We start from the raw sequence: 23,856 nt of genomic DNA, 5'->3' as shown, positions 1-23,856 counted from the left end.
CCGGGTGGCTTGATATGGAAAAAAGATGGTACGTAGTTCATACCTACTCTGGGTATGAGAATAAGGTCAAAGCCAATTTGGAAAAACGCGTTGAGTCCATGGGCATGGAAGACAAGATTTTCCGCGTTCTTGTTCCGATGGAAGAAGAAGTGGTAAACAAGGACGGCAAGAAAAAGGTCGTCATGAGAAAGGTTTACCCCGGATATGTCTTGGTGGAAATGATCCAGACTGACGATTCCTGGTACGTTGTACGCAATACGCCAGGGGTTACGGGATTTGTCGGTTCGACGGGTTCGGGTTCCAAGCCGACGCCTTTGCTTCCGGAAGAAGTGGAACAGATTCTGAAGCATATGGGTATGGAAGAGCCGAAGCCGAAGATCGAATTCGACATTAAAGAATCCGTACGTATCAAAGTTGGTCCTTTTGCGAATTTTGTTGGCTCGGTAGAAGAAATTCTCGTCGACAAGAGCAAGCTGAAGGTACACGTCAACATGTTTGGACGGGAAACCCCGCTTGAGCTGGATTATACTCAGGTGGAGAAGATATAAAGTTCTTCAGGTTTCTTGTGGGAGGGCTTCGAGGCCCGCTAACCACTTTTGAAGGAGGTGTCTTACATGGCAAAGAAGGTAATCAAGGTTGTTAAACTGCAAATCCCTGCAGGTAAAGCGAATCCGGCGCCGCCAGTAGGTCCAGCATTGGGTCAAGCAGGTGTCAACATCATGGCATTCTGTAAAGAATTCAACGCTCGTACCGCTGATCAAGCTGGTCTGATCATTCCGGTTGAAATTTCGGTATTTGAGGATCGTTCCTTTACGTTCATTACCAAAACTCCACCGGCTGCAGTTCTGCTTCGCGTAGCTGCCAAAATCGAGAAGGGTTCCGGCGAACCTAACAAGAAGAAAGTCGCTACCGTTAAACGCAGCACTGTCCGTGAAATCGCTGAGCAAAAAATGCCTGACCTGAACGCAGCTTCCGTTGAAGCAGCTATGCGTATGGTTGAAGGTACTGCACGCAGCATGGGTATCACAATCGAAGACTAATCCGGTTTTTCTTGCGACACCCGGCCTATGAGGCCGGCACATGTGGGAGGAATATCCGCTAAAACCACAAAGGAGGAACAAACATGGCTAAACATGGTAAGAAGTATGTTGAAGCTGCCAAGCTGATCGACAGCGAAGCAGTATACGAGCCAGCAGAAGCTGTAGAGCTTGTGAAAAAGGCTGCGACTGCCAAGTTCGACGAAACCGTTGAAGTTGCAGTTCGTTTGGGCGTTGACCCACGTAAACAAGACCAAGCCGTTCGTGGTGTTGTTGTCCTGCCTCATGGCACGGGTAAAACACAACGCGTATTGGTATTTGCGAAAGGTGACAAAGCGAAGGAAGCGGAAGCGGCTGGCGCAGATTTTGTTGGCGATCAAGACATGATCAACAAGATCCAACAAGGCTGGTTCGAATTCGACGTCTGCGTCGCTACACCTGATATGATGAGCGAAGTCGGTAAACTGGGTCGTCTGCTCGGTGGTAAAGGCCTTATGCCTAACCCTAAAGCAGGAACAGTTACGTTCGATGTTGCCAAGGCTGTTCAAGAAATCAAAGCCGGTAAAATCGAATACCGTCTGGACAAAGCAGGTCAAATTCACGCACCGATCGGTAAAGTATCTTTTGATGCGGCCAAACTGAATGAGAACCTCAAATCTCTCATCGACGCACTCAACCGTGCTAAACCAGCTGCTGCAAAAGGTGTTTATCTGAAGGGGATCGCCGTATCCTCGACGATGGGACCAAGCGCACGCGTGAATACAGCAACCTTTAAATAAGTTATCGTTGACTCGTTCTGAGTTATCTGTTACTATATAAAAGTTGTTGTTTAGGTCCTTGTGACCGACCACTAAAGTTGAATATGCTTACCGTAGACAGTAGGTGCCTAAGGGCTTAATTTCCTACCGAGGTGTTGTGATAGAATATATATGATTTTCCTGCGATTTGCCCGGACAATCATCATTCATCAGGCCTTCGTAAATCTACGGAGGCTTTTTACTTGCCTATGAAATCGGAGAAGCCAAGAGTACTCAGACTCGAAGCGGACTCCGACGTAGATCGAACTGGCGGCCGGCAAGTCCGGCTGGACAGTCATTGAAACTTTCAGGAGGTGTAGACATTGGCAAACGCAAAAGTGATTCAAGCGAAACAAGAAGCTGTAGATGCGGTAACTGCGAAATTGCGCGAAAGTGCAACGACAGTAGTGGCCGACTACCGCGGATTGAACGTTGCCCAAGCTACCGAACTGCGTAAGCAGCTTCGCGAAGCGGGTGTTGAATTCCAAGTGTTGAAGAACACTTTGCTGCGCCGTGCGACTGCCGCTGCTGAGCTGACTGAACTGGACGAAGTATTGACCGGTCCAACAGCTATCGCATTCAGTGCAGAAGACGCCGTAGCACCAGCTAAAATCCTTAACGATTTTGCTAAGAAGAACGAAGCTTTGAAACTGAAAGGTGCCGTGGTTGAAGGCCGTGTAGTCGGCGTTGACCAAATCAAGGCGTTGGCAGAACTGCCATCCCGCGAAGGTCTCCTTTCCATGCTCCTCAGCGTGCTTCAAGCTCCAGTTCGCAACTTCGCGCTTGCAGTTAAGGCTGTGGCTGAGAAGGAAGAACAAGGAGCGTAAGCTTCCAGTTCTGACAGCTTAAAAGTAAACAAAAAAATAATTTTATTATAAAATGGAGGTTCAACCATGAGTAAAGAGCAAATCTTGGAATCAATCAAAGGTATGACTGTTTTGGAACTGAACGACCTGGTTAAAGCAATCGAAGAAGAATTCGGCGTAACTGCTGCAGCTCCAGTAGCTGTAGTTGGCGGCGGCGCTGGCGCAGCTGAAGCTGCTGAGCAAACTGAATTCGACGTAATCCTGGCTAACGCTGGTGCTTCCAAAATCAACGTTATCAAAGCCGTTCGCGAAATCACAGGTCTTGGCTTGAAAGAAGCTAAAGAACTCGTTGACAACGCTCCAAAACCACTGAAAGAAAAAGTGGGTAAAGAAGAAGCTGAATCCGTTAAAGCTAAATTGGAAGAAGCAGGCGCTACTGTAGAAGTGAAGTAATTCCTTCTCAGTTGAAGCACATAGCAAACCCCTTGATCATTCAAGGGGTTTGTTTTTGTAAAACCGCATCCCTTGTGACTAAACGACTAGAACCAGGGGATCCTGTGTAATGAAACCAAGGATTCGGAGGGAAAGCATGTCACAGCATTACTATTCCAACCAGCCCGAAGCCGGACATGACCGGCGGAGTCTGGAAGAGCGACTGCGGGGTGCAGTCTACAAGTTCACGAGCGATGCCGGGGTGTTTTCCAAGAAGGGAATTGATTTTGGCAGCAAGGTACTGATCGAAGCGATGGATATTCCGCAGGGGGCCGAGGTTCTGGATGTGGGCTGCGGGTACGGTCCTATCGGACTGGTGGCGGCAAGACTGGCCGGGGATGGGCATGTGACGATGCTGGATGTGAACAGCCGTGCAGTGGAACTCGCCAAGGGAAACGCCAGGCTGAACGGAATTACGAACGTGACGATTCTGGAGAGCGATCTGCTGCAGCAGGTAGAAGGGAAAGCTTTCGATGTCATCCTGACCAATCCGCCGATTCGTGCGGGCAAGGAAACGGTGCATCGGATTTTCGAGCAGGCGTATGAGCATCTTCGTGAAGGTGGAACCTTGTGGATCGTGATTCAGAAGAAGCAGGGGGCACCATCGGCAAAGGCGAAGCTGGAGAGCTTGTTCGCACAGGTGGAGGAAGTCACCAAAGATAAAGGGTACCGGATTTTTAAGGCTACAAAATCTTTTCAATAATATGCAATAGGACTATTGACTTGAAAAATCATGTGTGATATTATTATAAAATGTCAGTATTAGGATAGGCTTCTTGTCTTTAGTTGGCTGAAATGTCAATAGTTTTTATGCGGAGATATGCATAAAATAGGGCATGTCCACGTATAATATGTACATTTTGGGCAAATCTACTGGATATGAAGTCACTTCTATGTTTAGAAGGCAAGACCATGGATAAGTTGCTCTTTGTTCGAAAGCATTCGGGTAAGGGCTTTTCTTTATTTGTGGATGAATCCTCTGCATGAATCCATTATAAGGTTCCAAACAGAGGTTCGCAATCAATTTTTAAAGTGAGTAGACATGAGGGGTGAGTTAAAGTTGGCAGGACATCTTGTTCAGTATGGTCGACGCACTCGGCGAAGTTATGCACGAATTAATGAAGTACTTGAGATTCCGAACCTGATCGAAATCCAACAGAAATCATATGAATGGTTTTTGGAGGAAGGATTGCGCGAAATGTTCCAGGATATCTCGCCAATTCAGGATTTTACGGGCAATTTGGTGCTGGAGTTCATCGACTACAGCCTGGGCGAACCCAAATACACCGTCGATGACGCGAAAGAGCGTGACGTGACGTATGCGGCGCCGCTTCGGGTGAAAGTACGGCTCATCAACAAAGAAACCGGAGAAGTCAAAGAACAGGAAGTATTCATGGGAGATTTCCCGCTGATGACGGAGACCGGTACATTTATTATCAACGGTGCAGAACGGGTCATTGTCAGCCAGTTGGTACGCTCTCCTAGCGTCTATTTCAGCACGAAAGTCGATAAAAACGGTAAGAAAACCTACACTGCAACAGTGATTCCAAACCGTGGTGCCTGGCTTGAACTGGAGACGGATGCAAAGGACATCATGTATGTCCGGATCGACCGTACCCGTAAAATCCCGGTTACTGTTTTGCTGCGGGCGCTTGGTTTCGGCAGCGACGCCGAAATTTTGGACCTGCTCGGCAACGACGAATACATCCGCAACACGCTGGACAAAGACAACACCGATTCCACGGAAAAAGCGCTCATCGAAATTTACGAACGCCTCCGTCCGGGCGAGCCGCCTACCCTCGACAATGCGAAGAGCTTGCTGGTAGCGCGCTTCTTTGATCCAAAGCGTTATGACCTGGCCAATGTCGGCCGCTATAAAATCAATAAAAAGCTGCATATCAAGAACCGTCTGTTCAACCAGCGTCTTGCTGAGTCACTGATCGATACCGATACCGGTGAGATCATTGCCGAAGCCGGACAAATGGTGGATCGCCGTCTCCTTGACGAAATCCTGCCGCACCTGGAGAAGAATGTCGGACACAAGACGTACCATGTTGCCAATGGTGTGCTTGATGCCGATGACATTCCGATGCAGAGCATCGACGTATTCTCCCCGATCGAAGACGGCAAGGTCGTCAAAGTGATTGCGAACGGTAATATTGATAAATCGGTTAAACATATTACGCCTGCTGATATTATTTCCTCGATCAGCTACTTTATTAACCTGCTGCATGGCATCGGCGACACGGACGATATCGACCACCTTGGTAACCGTCGTCTGCGTTCGGTCGGTGAACTGCTGCAGAACCAGTTCCGTATCGGTCTGTCCCGTATGGAACGCGTCGTACGCGAAAGAATGTCCATCCAGGATGCGAATGTCATCACGCCGCAAGCCCTGATCAACATTCGACCGGTTATCGCGTCGATCAAAGAGTTCTTCGGAAGCTCCCAGTTGTCCCAGTTTATGGACCAGACCAACCCGCTTGCTGAACTGACGCACAAACGCCGTCTGTCTGCACTCGGACCCGGCGGTTTAACGCGTGAGCGCGCGGGCTTCGAAGTTCGTGACGTCCATCACAGTCACTACGGCCGGATGTGTCCAATCGAGACGCCGGAAGGTCCGAACATCGGTTTGATCAACTCCTTGTCTACGTTCGCACGGATCAACGAATACGGCTTTATCGAAGCTCCGTACCGTTGGGTCGATCCGAAGACGGGTGTTGTAACTGACCAGATCGACTACCTGACAGCTGACGAGGAAGACAACTATGTAGTCGCACAGGCAAACGCGAAGCTGAATGAAGACGGCACGTTTGCGGAGGATATGGTTATCGTCCGTTACAACAAGCAGTCCGACAACATTTTGCCGATGCCGAGCGAACGCGTGGATTACATGGACGTTTCGCCGAAGCAGGTTGTGTCGGTCGCAACGGCGCTCATTCCGTTCCTCGAGAACGATGACTCCAACCGCGCCCTGATGGGATCGAACATGCAGCGTCAGGCTGTGCCGCTTCTTGTGCCTAAAGCTCCGCTGGTTGGTACAGGAATGGAACACAAGTCTGCAAAGGATTCCGGGGTATGTATCGTTTCCAAATATGACGGTGTAGTTGAACGTTCTTCCGCCAACGAAATCTGGGTGCGCCGCATCGAGACCGTGGACGGCAAAGAAGTCAAAGGCGACATCGTTAAACATAAATTACACAAATTTATGCGTTCGAACCAAGGCACATGCATCAACCAGCGTCCGATCGTGAAGAGAGGCGACGTCATCAAGAAGGGCGACATCCTCGCGGACGGACCTTCGACGGAAATGGGCGAGTTGGCTCTTGGACGTAACGTCGTCGTAGCATTCATGACCTGGGAAGGTTATAACTACGAGGATGCCATCCTCCTCAGCGAGAAGCTGGTGAAGGAAGATGTGTACACTTCGATTCACATCGAGGAATACGAATCCGAAGCGCGCGACACCAAGCTCGGACCGGAAGAAATTACCCGCGATATTCCGAACGTCGGCGAGGAAGCTCTCAAGAACCTCGACGAGCGCGGAATTATCCGGATCGGTGCCGAAATCAGCGCCGGCGACATTCTCGTCGGTAAAGTTACACCGAAAGGCGTAACAGAGCTGACGGCGGAAGAGCGCCTGCTGCACGCCATCTTCGGTGAGAAGGCGCGTGAAGTGCGCGACACCTCCCTACGCGTACCGCATGGTAGTGACGGGATTATCGTGGACGTCAAAGTGTTTACCCGTGAGAACGGCGACGAGCTGCCTCCTGGTGTAAACCAACTGGTTCGGGTGTACATCGCTCAGAAGCGTAAAATTTCTGAAGGTGACAAAATGGCCGGACGTCACGGTAACAAAGGGGTCGTGGCCCGCATCCTGCCGGAAGAAGATATGCCGTTCCTGCCGGACGGTACGCCTGTACAGGTCGTACTGAACCCGTTGGGGGTACCTTCCCGGATGAACATCGGGCAGGTTCTGGAAGTCCACTTGGGCTTTGCCGCCATGCGTCTTGGTATTCACGTGGCTACGCCGGTATTCGACGGTGCCAATGAATATGACGTATTTGACACCATGGAAGAAGCCGGCATGCAGCGTAACGGTAAGACGCGTCTGTACGACGGCCGCACGGGCGAGATGTTCGAACGTGAGGTTACCGTCGGCGTCATGCACATGATCAAGCTGGCCCACATGGTTGACGATAAAATCCATGCTCGTTCAACTGGACCATACTCGCTCGTTACGCAGCAGCCTCTGGGTGGTAAAGCCCAGTTCGGCGGACAGCGCTTCGGTGAGATGGAAGTTTGGGCGCTGGAAGCATACGGCGCCGCATATACACTGCAAGAGATCCTGACCGTCAAATCCGACGATGTGGTCGGCCGGGTGAAAACCTACGAGTCCATCGTTAAAGGCGAGAACGTTCCGGAACCGGGTGTTCCTGAATCGTTCAAGGTTCTGATCAAAGAGCTTCAATCCCTCGGTATGGATGTTAAGATCCTGAGCGGTGACGAGCAGGAGATCGAGATGAAAGAGCTCGATGATGAAGACGAGGCAGCCGGCGATAAGCTGAGCCTCAACCTGGAAGGCGAAGAAGTCGGAGTGGAATAAAGACCGTGTGAAGGCGGGCGGGAATACCGTCCGTCCTCATTCACGGTTCAAATCATTAGGACTAGGTTAAGGAGGGTTGCTCCTTGTTGGACGTTAACAATTTCGAATTCATGAAGATCGGGCTTGCATCCCCGGAGAAAATTCGTTCATGGTCCCGCGGAGAAGTGAAAAAGCCGGAAACCATCAATTACCGTACGCTCAAACCGGAGAAAGAAGGCCTGTTCTGCGAACGGATTTTTGGACCGCAAAAAGACTGGGAATGCCATTGCGGCAAATATAAGCGTGTCCGTTACAAAGGCGTAGTCTGCGATCGCTGCGGCGTAGAAGTTACCCGCGCGAAGGTGCGCCGCGAACGGATGGGCCATATTGAGCTGGCAGCTCCTGTATCCCATATCTGGTACTTTAAAGGCATTCCGAGCCGTATGGGTCTCGCTTTGGATATGTCGCCAAGATCTCTGGAAGAGATCATTTACTTTGCATCTTATGTAGTAACCGACCCTGGAGATACGCCTCTGGAGAAGAAACAGCTCCTGTCCGAGAAAGAATACCGCAGCTACCGTGAAAAGTACGGCTACGGTTTCCAAGCGGGCATGGGTGCTGAAGCGATCAAGAAGCTGCTGCAGGATCTCGATATCGAAAAGGAACTCGAGTTTCTGAAGGAAGAGCTGCGCACGGCTCAAGGCCAACGCCGTAACCGTGCGATCAAGCGTCTGGAAGTCATCGAGGCTTTCCGCAACTCCGGCAACAAGCCAGAGTGGATGATCATGGACGTATTGCCGGTTATTCCTCCGGAACTGCGCCCAATGGTACAGCTGGATGGCGGACGTTTTGCAACGTCTGACCTGAACGACCTGTACCGCCGCGTGATCAACCGGAACAACCGCTTGAAGCGTCTGCTTGACCTGGGAGCTCCGGATATCATCGTTCAGAACGAAAAACGGATGCTGCAGGAAGCGGTTGACGCCCTGATCGACAACGGCCGCCGCGGCCGTCCGGTTACTGGACCAGGCAACCGTCCGCTGAAATCCCTCAGCCACATGCTGAAAGGTAAGCAAGGACGTTTCCGGCAAAACCTGCTCGGTAAACGTGTTGACTATTCCGGCCGTTCCGTTATCGTCGTTGGTCCGTACCTGAAAATGTATCAGTGCGGTCTGCCGAAGAAAATGGCGCTGGAACTGTTCAAGCCGTTTGTCATGAAAGAACTTGTAAACAAGGGCCTCGCCCATAACATTAAGAGCGCCAAACGTAAGGTTGAGCGCGTAAGTCCGGAAGTATGGGACGTTCTCGAAGAAGTCATTAAAGAGCATCCGGTTCTGCTGAACCGTGCCCCTACGCTTCACCGTCTCGGTATCCAGGCGTTTGAACCGATCCTGGTGGAAGGTCACGCGATCCGTCTGCATCCGCTCGTATGTACGGCTTACAACGCCGACTTCGACGGTGACCAAATGGCGGTTCACGTTCCGCTGTCCGCAGAGGCACAGGCTGAAGCCCGTATCCTCATGCTGGCATCCGGCAACATTTTGAACCCTAAAGACGGTAAACCTGTCGTAACTCCTTCGCAGGATATGGTTCTCGGATCTTTCTATCTGACCATGGACAACAAGGAAGAGAAAGGTTCCGGCATGATCCTGAGTTCCGTGAACGAAGCCGTATCGGCTTACCAACGCGGAACCGCAGGTCTGCATGCACGGGTAGCCATTCCGGTAAAAGCGCTCGGCAAAACCAGCTTTACCGACAAGCAGCAGGACGCAATGCTCTTGACGACTGTCGGACGCATCATTTTCAACGAAATTTTCCCGAGCAGCTTCCCGTACATTAACGAAGCAACCCGCGACAATCTGTTCAACGGAACGCCGGAAAAATATTTCGTCTATGAAAAAGGTGCGGACATCCGCGAGCGCATGTACGACCTGCCTATAAGCAGCGCTGTTGGTAAAGAGTATCTGGGCCAAATCATTGCCCGCTGCTTCGAGATTTACCACACGACGGAAACTTCCGTTATTCTGGACAAAATCAAGCAGCTCGGCTTCACGTATTCGACGCGTGCCGGCGTAACCGTTGCGGTATCCGACGTTATCGTTCCTGATGAGAAACAGGCGATCCTGAAGGAATCCGACGAGAAGGTTGCAGTCGTTACAAACCAATACCGCCGCGGCTTGATTACGAACGAAGAACGGTACGACCGCGTTATCGATATTTGGTCCAAGGCGAAGGATGACATTACGGACATCCTGATGAAATCCATGGACCGCTTTAACTCCATCATGCTCATGGTTGATTCCAAAGCACGGGGTAACAAATCGCAGATTACTCAGCTCGGCGGCATGCGGGGTCTGATGGCGAACCCATCCGGCCGGATCATCGAACTCCCGATCAAGTCCAACTTCCGTGAAGGCCTGACCGTCCTCGAGTACTTCCTGTCGACGCACGGTGCCCGTAAAGGTCTGGCGGATACCGCGCTGCGTACAGCGGACTCCGGTTACCTGACACGCCGTCTGGTAGACGTTGCCCAGGACGTTATCGTTCGCGAAGAAGACTGCGGTACCGATAAAGGCTTTACCGTCAGCCGGATTCAGGATGGTAAAGAGGTTATCGAGGATCTGTATGACCGTATTGAAGGACGCTACTGCTTCGAGACGGTTCGTCATCCGGAAACCAACGAAATTCTGGTTAACCGCAACGAGCTGATCGATTCGGATAAAGCGAACCTGATCGTCAACTCCGGCGTAACAAAACTGCAAATCCGTTCGGTACTCAGCTGCCGTGCCCGTCACGGTGTGTGTAAGAAGTGCTACGGACGCAACCTGGCCACAGGCAAATTCGTGGAAATCGGGGAAGCTGTCGGCATCATCGCGGCGCAATCCATCGGTGAACCAGGAACCCAGCTTACCATGCGTACGTTCCATACCGGTGGTGTCGCAGGGGACGATATTACCCAAGGTCTTCCGCGTATTCAGGAGCTTTTCGAAGCCCGGAATCCGAAAGGCCAAGCAACTATCAGTGAAATCGACGGCGTCGTGAAGGAAATCCGCGAAGCGAAAGACCGTCGTGAAATCGAAGTCCAAGGTGAAGCGGAAACGAAAGTGTACTCCGTTACCTACGGTTCCCGTCTGCGCGTAAGCGAAGGTCAGGAAATCGAAGCCGGCGACGAGCTGACTGACGGTTCCATCGACCCGAAAGAAATGCTGCGCATTAAAGGCATCCGCGGGGTGCAGAACTACATTCTGCAGGAAGTACAGCGCGTATACCGTAACCAGGGCGTAGAAATCAACGATAAGCACGTCGAAGTAATGATCAAGCAGATGCTGCGTAAAATCCGTATCGTCGATGCGGGAGATACACCGCTTCTTCCTGGATCATTCACCGACATTCATGAATATGAAGCAGCGAACAAAGAAGCAATCCTGTCCGGAAAAGAGCCTGCGGTGGCTAAACCGGTTCTGCTCGGTATCACCAAGGCTTCCCTGGAGACCGATTCCTTCTTGTCCGCGGCATCCTTCCAAGAGACGACACGCGTTCTTACCGATGCGGCGATCAAAGGCAAGGTTGACCAACTGCTCGGCCTGAAAGAAAATGTCATCATCGGTAAATTGATCCCTGCAGGTACCGGTATGAACCGTTACCGCAGCGTCAAATTCGATGATCCGAACGCCGAAGATCAGGACTCCAAAGAGCTTGAAACGGCAACAGTAGAGTAATAGACTGCTATACAGGCGGTTTTGCGCGGAGGCGGCATGAAAAAGGGCTGCTTCCGCGAAAACTTTCCTGAAACATTCTTGACATCGCCTAATGCAAGTGCTAATATAGCAAAGGTGCGTGAGTAGTTAAGTACCCCTGTGCTTTTGGAGGATATTAAAATGTCTAATGATAAAGGATTACAGGATGCTCATGTCAAGATCGGTGCCAAACAAACGATGAAACTCGTAGAATTGGGCCAAGCCGCCGAAGTGTTTGTGGCGGAAGATGCGGAACACCGGCTCGTTTCAAAGGTTGAAGCTCTTTGCAGTAAGCATGGAGTGAAGATCACCTATGTGGATACTATGCATCATTTGGGTAAAGCATGTGGAATTGAAGTGGGCGCAGCGATGGCTGCCATCGTTAAATCATAGGGTAAGGAACGTTTTTGTTGGAGAAATCAACAGAGTTCTTCCGGCAAAGACTTTTCATTTGTTCTTTTATGAACCGCCTGGGTCTGTGGACTTAAAAAGAGGTTTGTAATGAGGATAAGTATTATGGGAAGGGGGTGGCTAACATGCCAACAATTAACCAGCTAGTTCGCAAAGGACGTCAAGCTAAGATCTACAAGTCGAAGTCCCCTGCATTGCAGAAAGGATACAACGCTCTGAAGCGTGAAGAGACAGGACTTAGCGCTCCTCAAAAACGTGGTGTCTGCACCCGTGTAGGTACAATGACTCCGAAGAAACCGAACTCCGCGCTTCGTAAATATGCCCGTGTTCGCTTGACGAACCGCATCGAGGTGACTGCTTACATTCCGGGGATCGGACACAACCTGCAAGAGCACAGCGTGGTATTGGTTCGCGGTGGACGGGTAAAAGACCTTCCAGGTGTACGTTACCATATCGTTCGCGGTGCGCTTGATACTGCAGGTGTGAACAACCGGATGCAAGCTCGTTCCAAATACGGCGCGAAACGTCCGAAAGCTAAAAAATCGTAATTGATTTCTATAAGAATTCAAAGACTTGAGAAAGGGGGATATCCATGCCACGCAAAGGTCCAGTTAGTAAGAGAGACGTATTGCCGGATCCGGTGTACAACAGCAAACTGGTTACACGCCTTATCAACCGCATCATGCTGGATGGTAAAAGAGGTGTTGCCCAAAGCATCCTTTACAATTCGTTCAACCTGATTCAAGAACGTACGGGTAAAGATCCTATGGAAGTGTTTGAAGCAGCTATCAAAAATATCATGCCAGTACTGGAAGTTAAAGCTCGCCGTGTCGGCGGTGCCAACTACCAGGTGCCGATTGAAGTAAAACCTGAAAGACGTACGTCTTTGGGATTACGTTGGCTCGTGAACTACTCCCGCAACCGCGGTGAGAAGACAATGGAAGAGCGTTTGGCGGCTGAGATCATCGACGCTTCCAACAACACAGGCGCTTCCGTTAAGAAACGCGAGGACACTCACAAAATGGCTGAAGCGAACAAAGCGTTTGCTCACTACCGCTGGTAGGATTCGGCTCAACAAATTACACTTCAATTTTGAAGGGAGACTATTTTCATGGCAAGAGAGTTCTCCTTGAAAAATACACGCAACATCGGGATCATGGCGCATATTGACGCTGGTAAAACGACCACCACAGAGCGGATCTTGTTCTACACAGGCCGTACGCACAAAATCGGTGAAGTTCACGAGGGTGCGGCTACAATGGACTGGATGGAGCAGGAACAGGAGCGCGGGATCACGATTACTTCCGCTGCGACGACCGCTTCGTGGAAAGGTCACCGCGTTAATATCATTGACACCCCAGGGCACGTTGACTTCACGGTTGAAGTTGAACGTTCCCTTCGTGTATTGGATGGGGCAGTAGGTGTTTTCAGTGCGAAAGAGGGCGTTGAGCCTCAGTCTGAAACCGTATGGAGACAGGCTGACCGCTACGGCGTTCCGCGGATCGCATATGTAAACAAAATGGATATTATCGGTGCCGACTATCTGAACGTCGTTAACGACATGCGCGATCGTCTGCAAGCGAACGCAGTAGCGATTCAATTGCCGATCGGTGCGGAGAACGACTTCGTGGGCATCATCGACCTGGTTGAGCAAAAAGCTCATATGTACAAAGACGACCTGGGTCAAAACATCGAGGTGGTCGACGTTCCGGCCGAGTTCCAAGACAAAGTTGAAGAACTTCGCGCTGAACTGATCGAAAAAGTCGCAGAACTCGACGAAGACCTGACAATGAAGTATCTGGAAGGTGAAGAAATCACCATTCCGGAACTGAAAGCAGCCCTCCGCAAAGGGGTTTGCGAAGTTAAGATCTTCCCGGTTATCTGTGGTTCTTCTTACCGCAACAAAGGGGTTCAGCTGATGCTGGACGCTGTTATCGATTATCTGCCAGCTCCAGTTGATGTACCATCGATTCAAGGTCACCTTGAAGACGGTACAGAAGTTGAGCGTCATTCTTCCGATGAAGAACCGTTCGCGGCTCTGGCATTCAAAATCATGACCGACCCTTATGTTGGTAAATTGACGTTCTTCCGCGTATACTCTGGTATCCTTCAATCCGGTTCTTACGTATTGAACGCTACCAAAGGCAAACGCGAACGTATCGGACGTATCCTTCAGATGCACGCGAACAGCCGTCAAGAAATCAGCGAAGTTTACTCCGGTGACATCGCGGCTGCCGTAGGCTTGAAAGATACCGGTACGGGCGACACACTCTGCGACGAGAAAGCTCCGGTTATCCTGGAATCCATGAACTTCCCGGATCCGGTTATCGAAATCGCAGTTGAGCCTAAAACCAAAGCCGACCAAGACAAAATGGGCGTTGCTTTGGGCAAATTGACAGAAGAAGATCCTACGCTGCGTGCTCATACAGATGAAGAGACTGGCCAAACAATCTTGGCTGGTATGGGTGAGCTTCACCTCGACATCATCATTGACCGCATGCGTCGTGAATTCAAGGTAGAAACCAACGTGGGTAAACCACAGGTTGCATACCGTGAAACCTTCCGTCAAGCTGCACGCGTTGAGGGTAAATTCGTTCGTCAGTCCGGTGGTCGTGGTCAATACGGTCACGTCTGGGTTGAGTTCGAACCTCTCGAAGCAGGTACTGGCAGCCAGTTTGACAGCAAGATCGTCGGTGGCTCTGTACCAAGAGAATACATCCAGCCTGCACTGAATGGTATTGAAGAAGCCATGAAGAATGGTGTTCTTGCCGGCTTCCCGCTTGTAGACATCAAAGCTACAATCGTAGACGGTTCTTACCATGATGTCGACTCCAATGAGATGGCGTTTAAGATTGCCGGTTCCATGGCGCTTAAAGCGGCTAAAGACAAGTGTAAACCTGTCCTGCTCGAGCCAATCATGAAAGTCGAAGTTACGGTGCCTGAAGAATACATGGGCGACGTAATGGGTATGCTGAACTCCCGTCGCGGACGTATCGAAGGTATGGATAACCGTTCCGGCGCTCAGATCATCCGTGCGAAAGTGCCTCTTTCCGAAATGTTCGGATACTCGACGACACTACGTTCCGGTACCCAAGGACGCGGCGTGTTTTCCATGGAACTCTCCCACTACGAAGAAGTTCCTAAGAACATTGCTGAAGAAATTGTTTCGAAGTCCAAAGGATCTGACGAGTAATATCTGCTTTTGAGTTTTAAACCCTGACCGGTACGATTACATCCAGAACTGCTTGCATAAACACCGGTCAGTTCAAACATAAAACCTATATTCAATCCATTTAAGGAGGAATTGTTCAAATGGCAAAGGCTAAGTTTGAACGTACTAAACCGCACGTTAACATCGGTACTATCGGTCACGTCGACCATGGTAAAACAACTCTGACTGCTGCTATCACGACTGTATTGTCCAAAACTTACGGTGGTGCTGCAGTAGCATTCGATCAAATCGACAAAGCTCCAGAAGAGCGCGAACGCGGTATCACAATCTCCACTGCACACGTGGAATACGAAACACCTAACCGTCACTATGCACACGTTGACTGCCCAGGGCACGCCGACTATGTTAAAAACATGATCACTGGTGCTGCTCAAATGGACGGAGCGATCCTGGTTGTATCCGCAGCTGACGGCCCAATGCCGCAAACTCGCGAACACATCCTGCTCTCCCGTCAGGTAGGCGTACCTTACATCGTCGTATTCCTGAACAAATGCGACATGGTTGAAGACGCTGAACTTCTTGAACTGGTTGAAATGGAAGTTCGTGACCTGCTGAACGAATATGAGTTCCCAGGCGACGACACTCCAATCATCCAAGGTTCTGCTCGTGAAGCTCTGCAAAACCCAGACGGCGAGTGGGCACAAAAAATCATCGAAATGTTCAACATCATCGATGAGTACATCCCTCTTCCAGAGCGCGACACTGACAAACCTTTCCTTATGCCAGTCGAGGACGTATTCTCCATCACTGGTCGTGGTACGGTTGCTACAGGCCGTGTAGAACGCGGAACGGTTAAAGTGGGCGACGAAGTTGAAATCGTTGGTATCGCTGAAGAAACTAAGAAATCCGTCGTTACGGGCGTTGAAATGTTCCGTAAATTGCTGGATTCCGCTCAAGCTGGTGACAACATCGGTGCCCTGCTTCGCGGTGTAGACCGTAACCAAATCGAGCGCGGTCAAGTACTTTGCAAACCAGCTTCCGTTAAACCGCATACTGAGTTCACTGCTCAAGTATACGTTTTGACTAAAGAAGAAGGTGGCCGTCATAAGCCTTTCTTCACTGGATACCGTCCACAGTTCTACTTCCGTACAACGGACGTAACTGGTGTGGTTAACCTTCCAGAAGGAACTGAAATGGTTATGCCTGGCGACAACATCACTGTATCCGTTCAACTGATCGCTCCAATCGCGATTGAAGAAGGAACGAAGTTCACGATCCGTGAAGGTGGACGTACAGTAGCTGCTGGTGCCATCGCAACAATCAGCAAATAATTAAAAGGCAAATTGCCTTCTATATAGCAACGATGTGCTGGAACGAGTAACGCTGTGTTGTAAACGCAAGAGATGCAGAGGAATCCTCTCCTGGCGGGAGGATTCCTTTCTTTATATATAGGAAGAAAAGAACAACAACGCTTTTCATTAAAAGCTTGCATTATGCCCATTCTTTATATATAATAGTGAATGTTGTTCTGAGACGTTGCGATGATGTGAGAGGTTACTGACACACCCGGCCCCTTTGCCATGGAGCGGTGGGTTAGAAAATTTTCACGGAGTATGTCCGATACCAAATTGGGCGATAGAAGGAGGGACTAAAATGGCAAAGCAAAAAATTCGTATTCGTTTGAAAGCTTACGATCACAGAATTCTTGATCAATCCGCTGAGAAAATCGTTGAAACTGCAAAACGTTCGGGTGCTGGTGTATCTGGACCGATTCCGCTTCCAACTGAGAAACAAATCATTACTATTCTCCGTGCGGTACACAAGTATAAGGATTCTCGGGAGCAATTCGAAATGCGCACACACAAGCGTTTGATCGACATTGTTAACCCAACTCCACAAACTGTGGATGCTCTTATGCGCTTGGACCTGCCGTCCGGTGTAGATATCGAAATCAAATTGTAATTCGAAATGAATTAAGACGGGAAAAGAGGTGTCAACATGAAAGGTATCTTAGGAAAAAAACTCGGAATGACTCAAGTATTTACTCCAGAAGGTAATGTAATTCCTGTGACGGTTATCGAAGCAGGTCCTTGTGTTGTTCTGCAAAAGAAAGATCTTGAGAACGATGGCTACGAAGCTATTCAAATCGGTTTCGCCGATAAGAAGGAGAAGCGTGCAAACAAGCCAGAAGCAGGACATGCTAAAAAAGCTAACACTGCACCTAAGCGCTACGTTCGCGAAATTCGCGGTGTTGACCTCGGAGCATTCGAGGTTGGCCAAGAACTGAAGGCGGATGTCTTCGCAGAAGGCGAATTTGTTGACGTAACCGGTACTTCCAAAGGTAAAGGCTTCCAAGGCGTTATCAAACGTTGGGGACAAAGCCGCGGACCAATGGCTCACGGCTCGCGTTATCATCGCAGACCGGGTTCCATGGGCTCGATCCAGGCTAACCGTGTTCCTAAAGGAAAGCGTCTGCCAGGTCACATGGGTAATGCTACGGTAACTGTACAGAAACTTGAAGTTGTTAGAGTTGACGTTGAACGCAACGTATTGCTCGTTAAAGGTGCTATTCCTGGACCTAAAAACAGCTTCGTTAAAATTAACGAAACGGTGAAGAAATAATCACCTAAGGAAAGGAGGAACACATAATGCCAAAAGTAACCCTGTTTAATGTCAGCGGTAGCGAAGTAGGAGAATTGGAACTGAACGATGCGGTATTTGGCGTAGAGCCAAACGTACACGTGATGAACCAAGCGGTATTGCTGCAAAGAGCATCTTTGCGTCGTGGTACACACAAAGTGAAGGGCCGTTCTGAAGTACGCGGCGGCGGACGTAAGCCTTGGAAACAAAAAGGAACCGGCCGTGCTCGTCAAGGTTCGATCCGTTCACCACAATGGAAGGGCGGCGGTACTGTATTCGGTCCAACACCACGCAGCTACTCGTTCAAGCTTCCTAAGAAAGTTCGTCGTTTGGCTATTAAATCTGCATTGTCTTCCAAAGTGATCGCTAACAATCTGATCGTTCTGGATCAACTCGCTCTGAACACGCCTAAAACAAAGGAATTCGCAGCGATCCTGAACAATCTGAAAGTAGAACGTAAGGCTCTGATCGTAGCTCCTGGCTATGATGATAATGTGGCTCTTTCCGCACGGAATATTCCTGGCGTGAAATTTGTTGCAGCAGACGGCATTAATGTTCTTGACGTACTTCTGTACGACAAACTGATCATTACGAAAGAAGCAGTTCAGAAGGTAGAGGAGGTGCTCGCGTAATGAAAGATCCTCGTGATATTATCAAACGTCCGGTGATCACTGAACGTACGGCTGAATACATGGGCGACTTGAAGTATGCCTTTGAAGTGGATATCCGTGCGAACAAGACCGAAATCAAACAAGCTGTTGAATCGATCTTTAAAGTGAAAGTAACGAATGTAAATACAATGCGCGTCCCTGCTAAGCCGAAACGTTATGGCCGCTACAACGGTTATACAACCGAGTGGAAAAAAGCCATCGTAACGCTGAGCAAAGACAGCAAAGCGCTCGAGTTTTTTGAATCTGTAGAGTAAGGAGGAAATCACGTGCCTATTAAAAAGTATAAGCCGACATCCCCGGCTAGACGTAACATGTCCGTGTCTACTTTTGAAGAGATCACGACAAATCAGCCGGAGAAATCGTTGCTTGCACCGCTCAGCAAAACAGCTGGCCGCAACAACCAAGGTAAAATTACGGTTCGTCACCACGGCGGCGGACACAAACGTAAATACCGCATCATCGACTTCAAACGTACGAAAGACGGCATACCAGGTACCGTTGCTACGATCGAGTATGACCCGAACCGTACTTCCAATATTGCTCTGATCCACTATGCAGACGGAGAGAAGCGTTATATCATCGCTCCTAAAGGTCTGAAAGTGGGAGACAAAATTGAATCCGGTCCAAACGCCGACATCAAAATCGGTAACGCACTTCCAATGGAGAACATTCCGGTAGGTACTGTTATCCACAACATCGAACTGCAGCCTGGCAAAGGCGGACAATTGGTTCGCGCAGCCGGTACCGAAGCTCAGCTTCTTGGTAAAGAAGATAAATACGTATCCGTACGTTTGTCTTCGGGCGAAGTTCGCAGACTGCTTAAAGTTTGCCGTGCTACAATCGGTTCCGTTGGTAACGAAGACCACGAGCTGATCAAAATCGGTAAAGCAGGCCGCAGCCGCTGGCTCGGACAACGTCCTGAAGTTCGCGGGGTAGTTATGAACCCTAACGATCACCCTCACGGTGGTGGTGAAGGCCGCGCTCCAATCGGACGTAAATCGCCAATGTCTCCATGGGGCAAACCAACCCTTGGTTACAAAACGCGTAAAAAAGGCAAAGCTTCTGACAAATATATCGTTCGCCGCCGCACAAAATAATGCACGCTGTGCATAACTTTGTGAAGTGCCGAAAGTAACGAGAAGATTGGATGAAGGGAGGATTTTATAGATGAGTCGCAGTTTGAAAAAAGGGCCTTTCATTGACGGGTACCTGCTGAAAAAAGTAGAAGTGATGAACGAATCGAACAAGAAGGCGGTTATCAAAACTTGGTCCCGTCGCTCTACGATTTTCCCACAATTTATCGGTCACACGTTCGGTGTATACGACGGACGCAAGCACGTTCCGGTATACGTAACGGAAGACATGGTAGGACACAAGTTGGGTGAATTCGCTCCAACACGTACCTACAAGGGTCATACGGACGATGACAAGAAAACAAGAAGATAATTTCGAAGCTCTTTGTTTGAGAGGAGGTAAAACAAATGGAAGCAAAAGCACATGCCAGATCTATTCGGATTGCTCCTCGTAAAGTCAAGCTCGTTGTTGACTTGATCCGCGGTAAGCAAGTTGGTGAGGCCATCGCCATTCTCCGCCACACTCCGAAATCGGCTTCCCTGGTTGTGGAGAAGCTGCTGAACTCAGCGATCGCCAATGCTGAGCATAACTACTCGATGGATATTAACAATTTGGTTGTGAGCCAGGTTTTCGTTAACCAAGGCCCAACAATGAAGAGATTCCGTCCACGCGCCATGGGTCGTGCGAGCCGGATCAATAAACGCACCAGCCACATTACTTTGGTGGTATCTGAAAAATAAGGAGGGATAACGTGTGGGCCAAAAGGTAAATCCAGTCGGACTCCGTATCGGGATCATCCGTGATTGGGAATCGAAATGGTATGCTGGCAAAGATTTCGGTAATCTTTTGCTGGAAGATGTCAAAATCCGTGAATACCTGAAAAATAAATTGAAGGATTCTGCTGTTTCTCGCATCGAAATCGAGAGAGCGGCAAATCGTGTGAACGTCACTATCCACACTGCGAAACCAGGCATGGTTATCGGTAAAGGTGGTTCCGAAGTTGAAGTACTTCGCAGCCAAGTTACGAAAATTGCAGGCGGTAAAAAAGTTCACATCAACATCTCTGAAATTAAGCAAGCTGACCTGGACGCAGTCCTGGTTGCAGAAAGCATTGCTCAGCAATTGGAGCGCCGCGTTTCTTTCCGTCGTGCATTGAAACAAGCGATCCAAAGAACGATGCGTGCTGGCGCTAAAGGAATCAAAACTCAAGTGGGCGGACGTCTTGGCGGCGCCGAGATCGCTCGTTCGGAAGGCTACAGTGAAGGAACTGTTCCACTTCATACGCTTCGTGCTGACATCGACTACGGTACGGCTGAGGCACATACAACTTATGGCCGTCTCGGCGTAAAAGTATGGATCTATCGTGGAGAGGTTCTTCCTACGGCTAAGAAACAAGCTGCTCAGGAAGGAGGCAACTAATCATGTTGGTACCAAAACGTGTAAAACACCGCAAGCAACAACGCGGTCACATGAAGGGTATGGCAAAAGGCGGAACTGAACTGAACTTCGGTGAATTCGGTTTGCAAGCTCTGGAGCCAACTTGGATCACGAACCGTCAGATCGAAGCAGCGCGTATTGCGATGACGCGTTACATCAAGCGTGGCGGTAAAGTATGGATTAAGATTTTCCCTGACAAGCCGATCACTCAAAAACCTCTTGAGGTTCGTATGGGTAGCGGTAAAGGTAACGTTGAGAAATGGGTCGCAGTTGTCAAACCAGGCAAGATTATGTTTGAACTTGGAGGCGTGTCTGAGGAAATCGCTCGCGAAGCGATGCGTCTCGCCGCTCACAAGCTGCCGATCAAAACGAAGTTTGTGAAACGTGAAGAATTGGGTGGTGAAGCAAATGAAAGCTAATGATCTGCGTAACTTGACCACTGCAGAAATCGAGCAAAAGATTGCGGGCTTTAAAGAGGAACTCTTTAACCTCCGTTTTCAATTGGCTACCGGACAGCTTGATAACCCAACTCGGATCCGTGATGTACGCAAGGAAATAGCTCGTGCTAAAACCGTCATCCGTGAAAGAGAACTTGGGATTAGTTAATAGATCACAGCCGTGCTCGTCTGTAATCAGGAAGGAGGCTAACTATGAGCGAAGAACGCAATGCTCGTAAAGTGCAAATCGGTAAAGTTGTCAGTGACAAAATGGATAAAACCATTGTTGTAGCCGTTGAAACTTACAAAAAGCATGATCTCTACCACAAGCGCATTAAATACACGAAGAAATTTAAAGCGCATGATGAGAACAACACAGCACAAATCGGAGATACCGTTAAAATCATGGAAACTCGTCCACTCTCTAAAGACAAACGTTGGAGACTGGTAGAAGTCGTTGAAAAAGCGGTTATCATCTAAAGATAGAGTTAGTTTTTCCGAAAGGAGGAAATTTCAATGATTCAACCATTTACACGTCTTCAAGTAGCTGACAACTCTGGTGCGAAGGAACTGATGTGTATCCGCGTGCTGGGTGGTACGGGACGTCGTACAGCAGCCATCGGTGATTTGATTGTTTGCTCCGTCAAACAAGCAACACCAGGCGGCGTTGTCAAAAAAGGTGATGTTGTTAAAGCTGTTGTGGTTCGTACGAAGCGTTCTGTACGCCGCAAAGACGGATCTTACATCTCTTTTGACGAAAACGCAGCGGTTGTTGTTAAAGAAGACAAAAGCCCGCGCGGAACTCGTATTTTCGGACCAGTGGCTCGCGAACTTCGCGACAAAGATTTCATGAAAATCGTTTCCTTGGCACCGGAAGTAATCTAATAGCTGATTCCCGGACAGTGAGCTGTTACGGGATCCCGATAAATCGCTGACATGCAGTCATAGGAGGTGTAACAAAATGCCGAAAGTGAAAAAGGTTCTGGAATCGCACAGCAACAAACTGCACGTGAAGAAAGAAGATACGGTTATGGTCATCAGCGGTAAAGACAAAGGCAAAAAAGGCCGTGTCATCGCAGCGTATCCTCGTGAAAACCGTGTGCTTGTCGAAGGCGTGAACATGGTGAAGAAACACCAAAAGCCGAACCAATCCAACCCTCAAGGCGGAATCATCGAGCAGGAAGCACCGATCCATGTATCCAACGTGATGCATATCGATCCGAAGAGCGGCAAAGTAACCCGTATCGGTTACAAAACGCTGGATAACGGTAAAAAGGTCCGTGTTGCGAAGAAGTCCGGAGAGGTTATCGACTAATCGAATCGTTAAGAAAGGAGGTTCATAATTCATGGCAGCAAGAATGAAAGAACGTTTTTTGAATGAAGTTACTCCTGCTTTGATGCAGAAGTTTAGTTATTCTACGGTAATGCAGGTACCTAAAATCGAGAAGGTTGTCATCAACATGGGTGTGGGTGATGCCGTATCCAACTCGAAAGTACTGGATGCCGCAGTTAATGATATGCAGCTGATTGCTGGTCAAAAGCCGGTAATTACTCGTGCTAAAAAATCCATCGCCGGATTCAAACTGCGTGAGAATATGCCGATCGGTGTGAAGGTAACACTGCGCGGAGAGCGTATGTACTACTTCCTGGACAAATTGTTCAACGTTACCCTTCCACGTGTCCGTGACTTCCACGGCGTGTCTACCAAAGCATTTGATGGACGCGGCAACTACACGCTTGGCCTCAAGGAACAGCTGATCTTCCCTGAGATCGAGTATGATAAAGTTGATAAAGTCCGTGGTATGGATATCGTTATCGTAACGACGGCTAAAACTGACGAAGAGTCCCGCGAGCTGCTCGCTCAATTGGGAATGCCTTTTGCGAAGTAATTCGCAAATCCATTTCTCCGAAAATTTTTAGGAGGTGTCAGGCTAAGTGGCAAAAACTTCGATGAAAGTAAAACAACAACGTACGCCTAAGTTTAAAGTGCGTGCTTATACACGCTGCGAACGTTGCGGTCGTCCACATTCGGTACTGCAAAAGTTCAAAATTTGCAGAATTTGTTTCCGTGAATTAGCTTATAAAGGCCAGATCCCTGGCGTGAAAAAAGCAAGCTGGTAAGAAGTTTACAATCGGGAAGGAGGTTCACACAAAATGACTATGTCTGATCCAATTGCAGATATGCTGACTCGTATTCGTAACGCCAACACTGTGCGTCACGAAACGGTTGAAATGCCTGCTTCGACGATGAAAAAACAAATCGCTGACATTTTGAAGCGTGAAGGTTTCATCCGTGATGCAGAATATATCGATGACAACAAACAAGGGATTATCCGTGTTTTCCTGAAATACGGTGCCAACAACGAACGCGTCATCTCCGGTTTGAAGAGAATCAGTAAACCAGGTCTGCGCGTGTACACGAAGAGCAACGAAATTCCTCGTGTCCTCGGCGGTTTGGGTATTGCGATTATCTCCACATCCAAGGGAGTTATGACCGACAAAGAAGCTCGTCAATCCAAAGCTGGCGGAGAAGTTGTCTGCTACGTTTGGTAATACACGT

At 49.2% G+C, this 23,856-nt stretch carries 29 protein-coding genes and 1 other annotated feature; all 29 genes read left to right on the top strand.

All coding sequences use genetic code 11. The features are described 5' to 3' along the window. Window positions 1–14 precede the first annotated feature (14 nt). Window positions 15–548 (top strand): transcription termination/antitermination protein NusG, encoded by a 534-nt coding sequence (gene nusG / locus KI379_RS33210; protein ID WP_076176722.1) that lies wholly within the window; start codon window positions 15–17, stop codon window positions 546–548. Window positions 549–614: 66 nt separating this feature from the next. After that, on the top strand, window positions 615–1,040 hold the full coding sequence (rplK, locus tag KI379_RS33205; protein ID WP_076176723.1) for a 50S ribosomal protein L11: 426 nt from the start codon (window positions 615–617) through the stop codon (window positions 1,038–1,040). Window positions 1,041–1,123: 83 nt separating this feature from the next. Continuing rightward, a complete protein-coding gene (gene rplA / locus KI379_RS33200; protein WP_076176724.1) occupies window positions 1,124–1,816 on the top strand; it encodes a 50S ribosomal protein L1 in 693 nt (230 codons plus the stop codon). A 72-nt stretch (window positions 1,817–1,888) separates the two neighbouring features. Continuing rightward, window positions 1,889–2,045 (top strand) — a sequence feature (ribosomal protein L10 leader region). Between the two features lie 112 nt (window positions 2,046–2,157). Then, window positions 2,158–2,661, top strand: coding sequence for a 50S ribosomal protein L10 (gene rplJ, locus KI379_RS33195; RefSeq protein ID WP_076176725.1), 504 nt, complete (start codon window positions 2,158–2,160; stop codon window positions 2,659–2,661). A gap of 66 nt (window positions 2,662–2,727) precedes the next feature. Next, window positions 2,728–3,093 (top strand): 50S ribosomal protein L7/L12, encoded by a 366-nt coding sequence (gene rplL, locus KI379_RS33190; protein ID WP_076176726.1) that lies wholly within the window; start codon window positions 2,728–2,730, stop codon window positions 3,091–3,093. A 136-nt stretch (window positions 3,094–3,229) separates the two neighbouring features. Continuing rightward, the gene (locus KI379_RS33185; protein WP_212986152.1) at window positions 3,230–3,835 is read left to right on the top strand and encodes a class I SAM-dependent methyltransferase; all 606 of its coding nucleotides are present in this window, start codon (window positions 3,230–3,232) and stop codon (window positions 3,833–3,835) included. A 357-nt stretch (window positions 3,836–4,192) separates the two neighbouring features. Beyond that, on the top strand, window positions 4,193–7,738 hold the full coding sequence (gene rpoB / locus KI379_RS33180; protein ID WP_145030013.1) for a DNA-directed RNA polymerase subunit beta: 3,546 nt from the start codon (window positions 4,193–4,195) through the stop codon (window positions 7,736–7,738). 83 nt (window positions 7,739–7,821) lie between these two features. Continuing rightward, the gene (gene rpoC / locus KI379_RS33175) at window positions 7,822–11,436 is read left to right on the top strand and encodes a DNA-directed RNA polymerase subunit beta' (RefSeq protein WP_076176729.1); all 3,615 of its coding nucleotides are present in this window, start codon (window positions 7,822–7,824) and stop codon (window positions 11,434–11,436) included. 159 nt (window positions 11,437–11,595) lie between these two features. Beyond that, a complete protein-coding gene (locus tag KI379_RS33170) occupies window positions 11,596–11,847 on the top strand; it encodes a ribosomal L7Ae/L30e/S12e/Gadd45 family protein (RefSeq protein ID WP_076176730.1) in 252 nt (83 codons plus the stop codon). A 143-nt stretch (window positions 11,848–11,990) separates the two neighbouring features. Then, the gene (gene rpsL / locus KI379_RS33165; protein WP_076176731.1) at window positions 11,991–12,413 is read left to right on the top strand and encodes a 30S ribosomal protein S12; all 423 of its coding nucleotides are present in this window, start codon (window positions 11,991–11,993) and stop codon (window positions 12,411–12,413) included. Window positions 12,414–12,457: 44 nt separating this feature from the next. Further along, window positions 12,458–12,928: a 30S ribosomal protein S7 gene (gene rpsG / locus KI379_RS33160; protein ID WP_076176732.1), complete on the top strand. Its 471-nt coding sequence runs from the start codon at window positions 12,458–12,460 to the stop codon at window positions 12,926–12,928. 48 nt (window positions 12,929–12,976) lie between these two features. Beyond that, entirely contained in the window at window positions 12,977–15,058 is a 2,082-nt protein-coding gene (fusA, locus tag KI379_RS33155; protein WP_076176733.1) for an elongation factor G, read from the top strand. A 119-nt stretch (window positions 15,059–15,177) separates the two neighbouring features. Next, window positions 15,178–16,368, top strand: a complete 1,191-nt coding sequence (gene tuf / locus KI379_RS33150; protein WP_076176734.1) for an elongation factor Tu — start codon at window positions 15,178–15,180, stop codon at window positions 16,366–16,368. Window positions 16,369–16,690: 322 nt separating this feature from the next. Then, on the top strand, window positions 16,691–16,999 hold the full coding sequence (gene rpsJ / locus KI379_RS33145) for a 30S ribosomal protein S10 (protein ID WP_005544556.1): 309 nt from the start codon (window positions 16,691–16,693) through the stop codon (window positions 16,997–16,999). A 36-nt stretch (window positions 17,000–17,035) separates the two neighbouring features. Continuing rightward, a complete protein-coding gene (gene rplC, locus KI379_RS33140) occupies window positions 17,036–17,659 on the top strand; it encodes a 50S ribosomal protein L3 (protein ID WP_076176735.1) in 624 nt (207 codons plus the stop codon). 26 nt (window positions 17,660–17,685) lie between these two features. Then, entirely contained in the window at window positions 17,686–18,309 is a 624-nt protein-coding gene (gene rplD, locus KI379_RS33135) for a 50S ribosomal protein L4 (RefSeq protein ID WP_076176736.1), read from the top strand. Further along, entirely contained in the window at window positions 18,309–18,602 is a 294-nt protein-coding gene (gene rplW / locus KI379_RS33130) for a 50S ribosomal protein L23 (protein ID WP_076176737.1), read from the top strand. The genes rplD and rplW overlap by 1 nt, the downstream gene beginning before the upstream one ends. 12 nt (window positions 18,603–18,614) lie before the next feature. Next, window positions 18,615–19,445 carry a 50S ribosomal protein L2 gene (gene rplB / locus KI379_RS33125; RefSeq protein WP_076176738.1) on the top strand — a complete coding sequence of 277 codons (831 nt, stop codon included), beginning with the start codon at window positions 18,615–18,617 and terminating at the stop codon, window positions 19,443–19,445. A gap of 70 nt (window positions 19,446–19,515) precedes the next feature. Beyond that, complete coding sequence (rpsS, locus tag KI379_RS33120) at window positions 19,516–19,794, top strand: 30S ribosomal protein S19 (RefSeq protein WP_076176739.1); 279 nt, start codon at window positions 19,516–19,518, stop codon at window positions 19,792–19,794. Between the two features lie 35 nt (window positions 19,795–19,829). Continuing rightward, window positions 19,830–20,162 (top strand): 50S ribosomal protein L22, encoded by a 333-nt coding sequence (rplV, locus tag KI379_RS33115; protein WP_076176740.1) that lies wholly within the window; start codon window positions 19,830–19,832, stop codon window positions 20,160–20,162. A 13-nt stretch (window positions 20,163–20,175) separates the two neighbouring features. Beyond that, complete coding sequence (rpsC, locus tag KI379_RS33110) at window positions 20,176–20,841, top strand: 30S ribosomal protein S3 (protein ID WP_076176741.1); 666 nt, start codon at window positions 20,176–20,178, stop codon at window positions 20,839–20,841. A 2-nt stretch (window positions 20,842–20,843) separates the two neighbouring features. After that, window positions 20,844–21,278 carry a 50S ribosomal protein L16 gene (gene rplP / locus KI379_RS33105; protein WP_076176742.1) on the top strand — a complete coding sequence of 145 codons (435 nt, stop codon included), beginning with the start codon at window positions 20,844–20,846 and terminating at the stop codon, window positions 21,276–21,278. Beyond that, window positions 21,268–21,465, top strand: coding sequence for a 50S ribosomal protein L29 (gene rpmC / locus KI379_RS33100; RefSeq protein ID WP_076176743.1), 198 nt, complete (start codon window positions 21,268–21,270; stop codon window positions 21,463–21,465). The genes rplP and rpmC overlap by 11 nt, the downstream gene beginning before the upstream one ends. 44 nt (window positions 21,466–21,509) lie before the next feature. Further along, window positions 21,510–21,776, top strand: coding sequence for a 30S ribosomal protein S17 (gene rpsQ, locus KI379_RS33095; protein ID WP_025336666.1), 267 nt, complete (start codon window positions 21,510–21,512; stop codon window positions 21,774–21,776). A 36-nt stretch (window positions 21,777–21,812) separates the two neighbouring features. Beyond that, window positions 21,813–22,181 carry a 50S ribosomal protein L14 gene (gene rplN, locus KI379_RS33090; RefSeq protein WP_076176744.1) on the top strand — a complete coding sequence of 123 codons (369 nt, stop codon included), beginning with the start codon at window positions 21,813–21,815 and terminating at the stop codon, window positions 22,179–22,181. 76 nt (window positions 22,182–22,257) lie between these two features. Continuing rightward, a complete protein-coding gene (rplX, locus tag KI379_RS33085) occupies window positions 22,258–22,611 on the top strand; it encodes a 50S ribosomal protein L24 (protein WP_076176745.1) in 354 nt (117 codons plus the stop codon). 31 nt (window positions 22,612–22,642) lie between these two features. Continuing rightward, the gene (gene rplE / locus KI379_RS33080) at window positions 22,643–23,185 is read left to right on the top strand and encodes a 50S ribosomal protein L5 (RefSeq protein ID WP_076176746.1); all 543 of its coding nucleotides are present in this window, start codon (window positions 22,643–22,645) and stop codon (window positions 23,183–23,185) included. Between the two features lie 46 nt (window positions 23,186–23,231). Then, complete coding sequence (locus KI379_RS33075) at window positions 23,232–23,417, top strand: type Z 30S ribosomal protein S14 (protein ID WP_013312154.1); 186 nt, start codon at window positions 23,232–23,234, stop codon at window positions 23,415–23,417. A 33-nt stretch (window positions 23,418–23,450) separates the two neighbouring features. Next, on the top strand, window positions 23,451–23,849 hold the full coding sequence (gene rpsH, locus KI379_RS33070) for a 30S ribosomal protein S8 (protein WP_076176747.1): 399 nt from the start codon (window positions 23,451–23,453) through the stop codon (window positions 23,847–23,849). The last annotated feature ends 7 nt before the right edge of the window (window positions 23,850–23,856 follow it).

The organism is Paenibacillus cineris, from assembly GCF_018333335.1.
Lineage (GTDB): Bacteria > Bacillota > Bacilli > Paenibacillales > Paenibacillaceae > Paenibacillus_AQ > Paenibacillus_AQ favisporus.
This window is presented reverse-complemented; position numbering and strand designations above follow the sequence as displayed.

What these genes read in the sequence shown, in the direction of transcription:
- nusG (WP_076176722.1), top strand. Translation starts at nt 15, where the DNA reads ATGGAAAAAAGATGGTACGTAGTTCATACCTACTCTGGGTATGAGAAT.
- rplK (WP_076176723.1), top strand. Translation starts at nt 615, where the DNA reads ATGGCAAAGAAGGTAATCAAGGTTGTTAAACTGCAAATCCCTGCAGGT.
- rplA (WP_076176724.1), top strand. Translation starts at nt 1,124, where the DNA reads ATGGCTAAACATGGTAAGAAGTATGTTGAAGCTGCCAAGCTGATCGAC.
- rplL (WP_076176726.1), top strand. Translation starts at nt 2,728, where the DNA reads ATGAGTAAAGAGCAAATCTTGGAATCAATCAAAGGTATGACTGTTTTG.
- KI379_RS33185 (WP_212986152.1), top strand. Translation starts at nt 3,230, where the DNA reads ATGTCACAGCATTACTATTCCAACCAGCCCGAAGCCGGACATGACCGG.
- KI379_RS33170 (WP_076176730.1), top strand. Translation starts at nt 11,596, where the DNA reads ATGTCTAATGATAAAGGATTACAGGATGCTCATGTCAAGATCGGTGCC.
- rpsL (WP_076176731.1), top strand. Translation starts at nt 11,991, where the DNA reads ATGCCAACAATTAACCAGCTAGTTCGCAAAGGACGTCAAGCTAAGATC.
- rpsG (WP_076176732.1), top strand. Translation starts at nt 12,458, where the DNA reads ATGCCACGCAAAGGTCCAGTTAGTAAGAGAGACGTATTGCCGGATCCG.
- fusA (WP_076176733.1), top strand. Translation starts at nt 12,977, where the DNA reads ATGGCAAGAGAGTTCTCCTTGAAAAATACACGCAACATCGGGATCATG.
- tuf (WP_076176734.1), top strand. Translation starts at nt 15,178, where the DNA reads ATGGCAAAGGCTAAGTTTGAACGTACTAAACCGCACGTTAACATCGGT.
- rpsJ (WP_005544556.1), top strand. Translation starts at nt 16,691, where the DNA reads ATGGCAAAGCAAAAAATTCGTATTCGTTTGAAAGCTTACGATCACAGA.
- rplC (WP_076176735.1), top strand. Translation starts at nt 17,036, where the DNA reads ATGAAAGGTATCTTAGGAAAAAAACTCGGAATGACTCAAGTATTTACT.
- rplD (WP_076176736.1), top strand. Translation starts at nt 17,686, where the DNA reads ATGCCAAAAGTAACCCTGTTTAATGTCAGCGGTAGCGAAGTAGGAGAA.
- rplW (WP_076176737.1), top strand. Translation starts at nt 18,309, where the DNA reads ATGAAAGATCCTCGTGATATTATCAAACGTCCGGTGATCACTGAACGT.
- rpsS (WP_076176739.1), top strand. Translation starts at nt 19,516, where the DNA reads ATGAGTCGCAGTTTGAAAAAAGGGCCTTTCATTGACGGGTACCTGCTG.
- rplV (WP_076176740.1), top strand. Translation starts at nt 19,830, where the DNA reads ATGGAAGCAAAAGCACATGCCAGATCTATTCGGATTGCTCCTCGTAAA.
- rplP (WP_076176742.1), top strand. Translation starts at nt 20,844, where the DNA reads ATGTTGGTACCAAAACGTGTAAAACACCGCAAGCAACAACGCGGTCAC.
- rpmC (WP_076176743.1), top strand. Translation starts at nt 21,268, where the DNA reads ATGAAAGCTAATGATCTGCGTAACTTGACCACTGCAGAAATCGAGCAA.
- rpsQ (WP_025336666.1), top strand. Translation starts at nt 21,510, where the DNA reads ATGAGCGAAGAACGCAATGCTCGTAAAGTGCAAATCGGTAAAGTTGTC.
- rplN (WP_076176744.1), top strand. Translation starts at nt 21,813, where the DNA reads ATGATTCAACCATTTACACGTCTTCAAGTAGCTGACAACTCTGGTGCG.
- rplX (WP_076176745.1), top strand. Translation starts at nt 22,258, where the DNA reads ATGCCGAAAGTGAAAAAGGTTCTGGAATCGCACAGCAACAAACTGCAC.
- rplE (WP_076176746.1), top strand. Translation starts at nt 22,643, where the DNA reads ATGGCAGCAAGAATGAAAGAACGTTTTTTGAATGAAGTTACTCCTGCT.
- rpsH (WP_076176747.1), top strand. Translation starts at nt 23,451, where the DNA reads ATGACTATGTCTGATCCAATTGCAGATATGCTGACTCGTATTCGTAAC.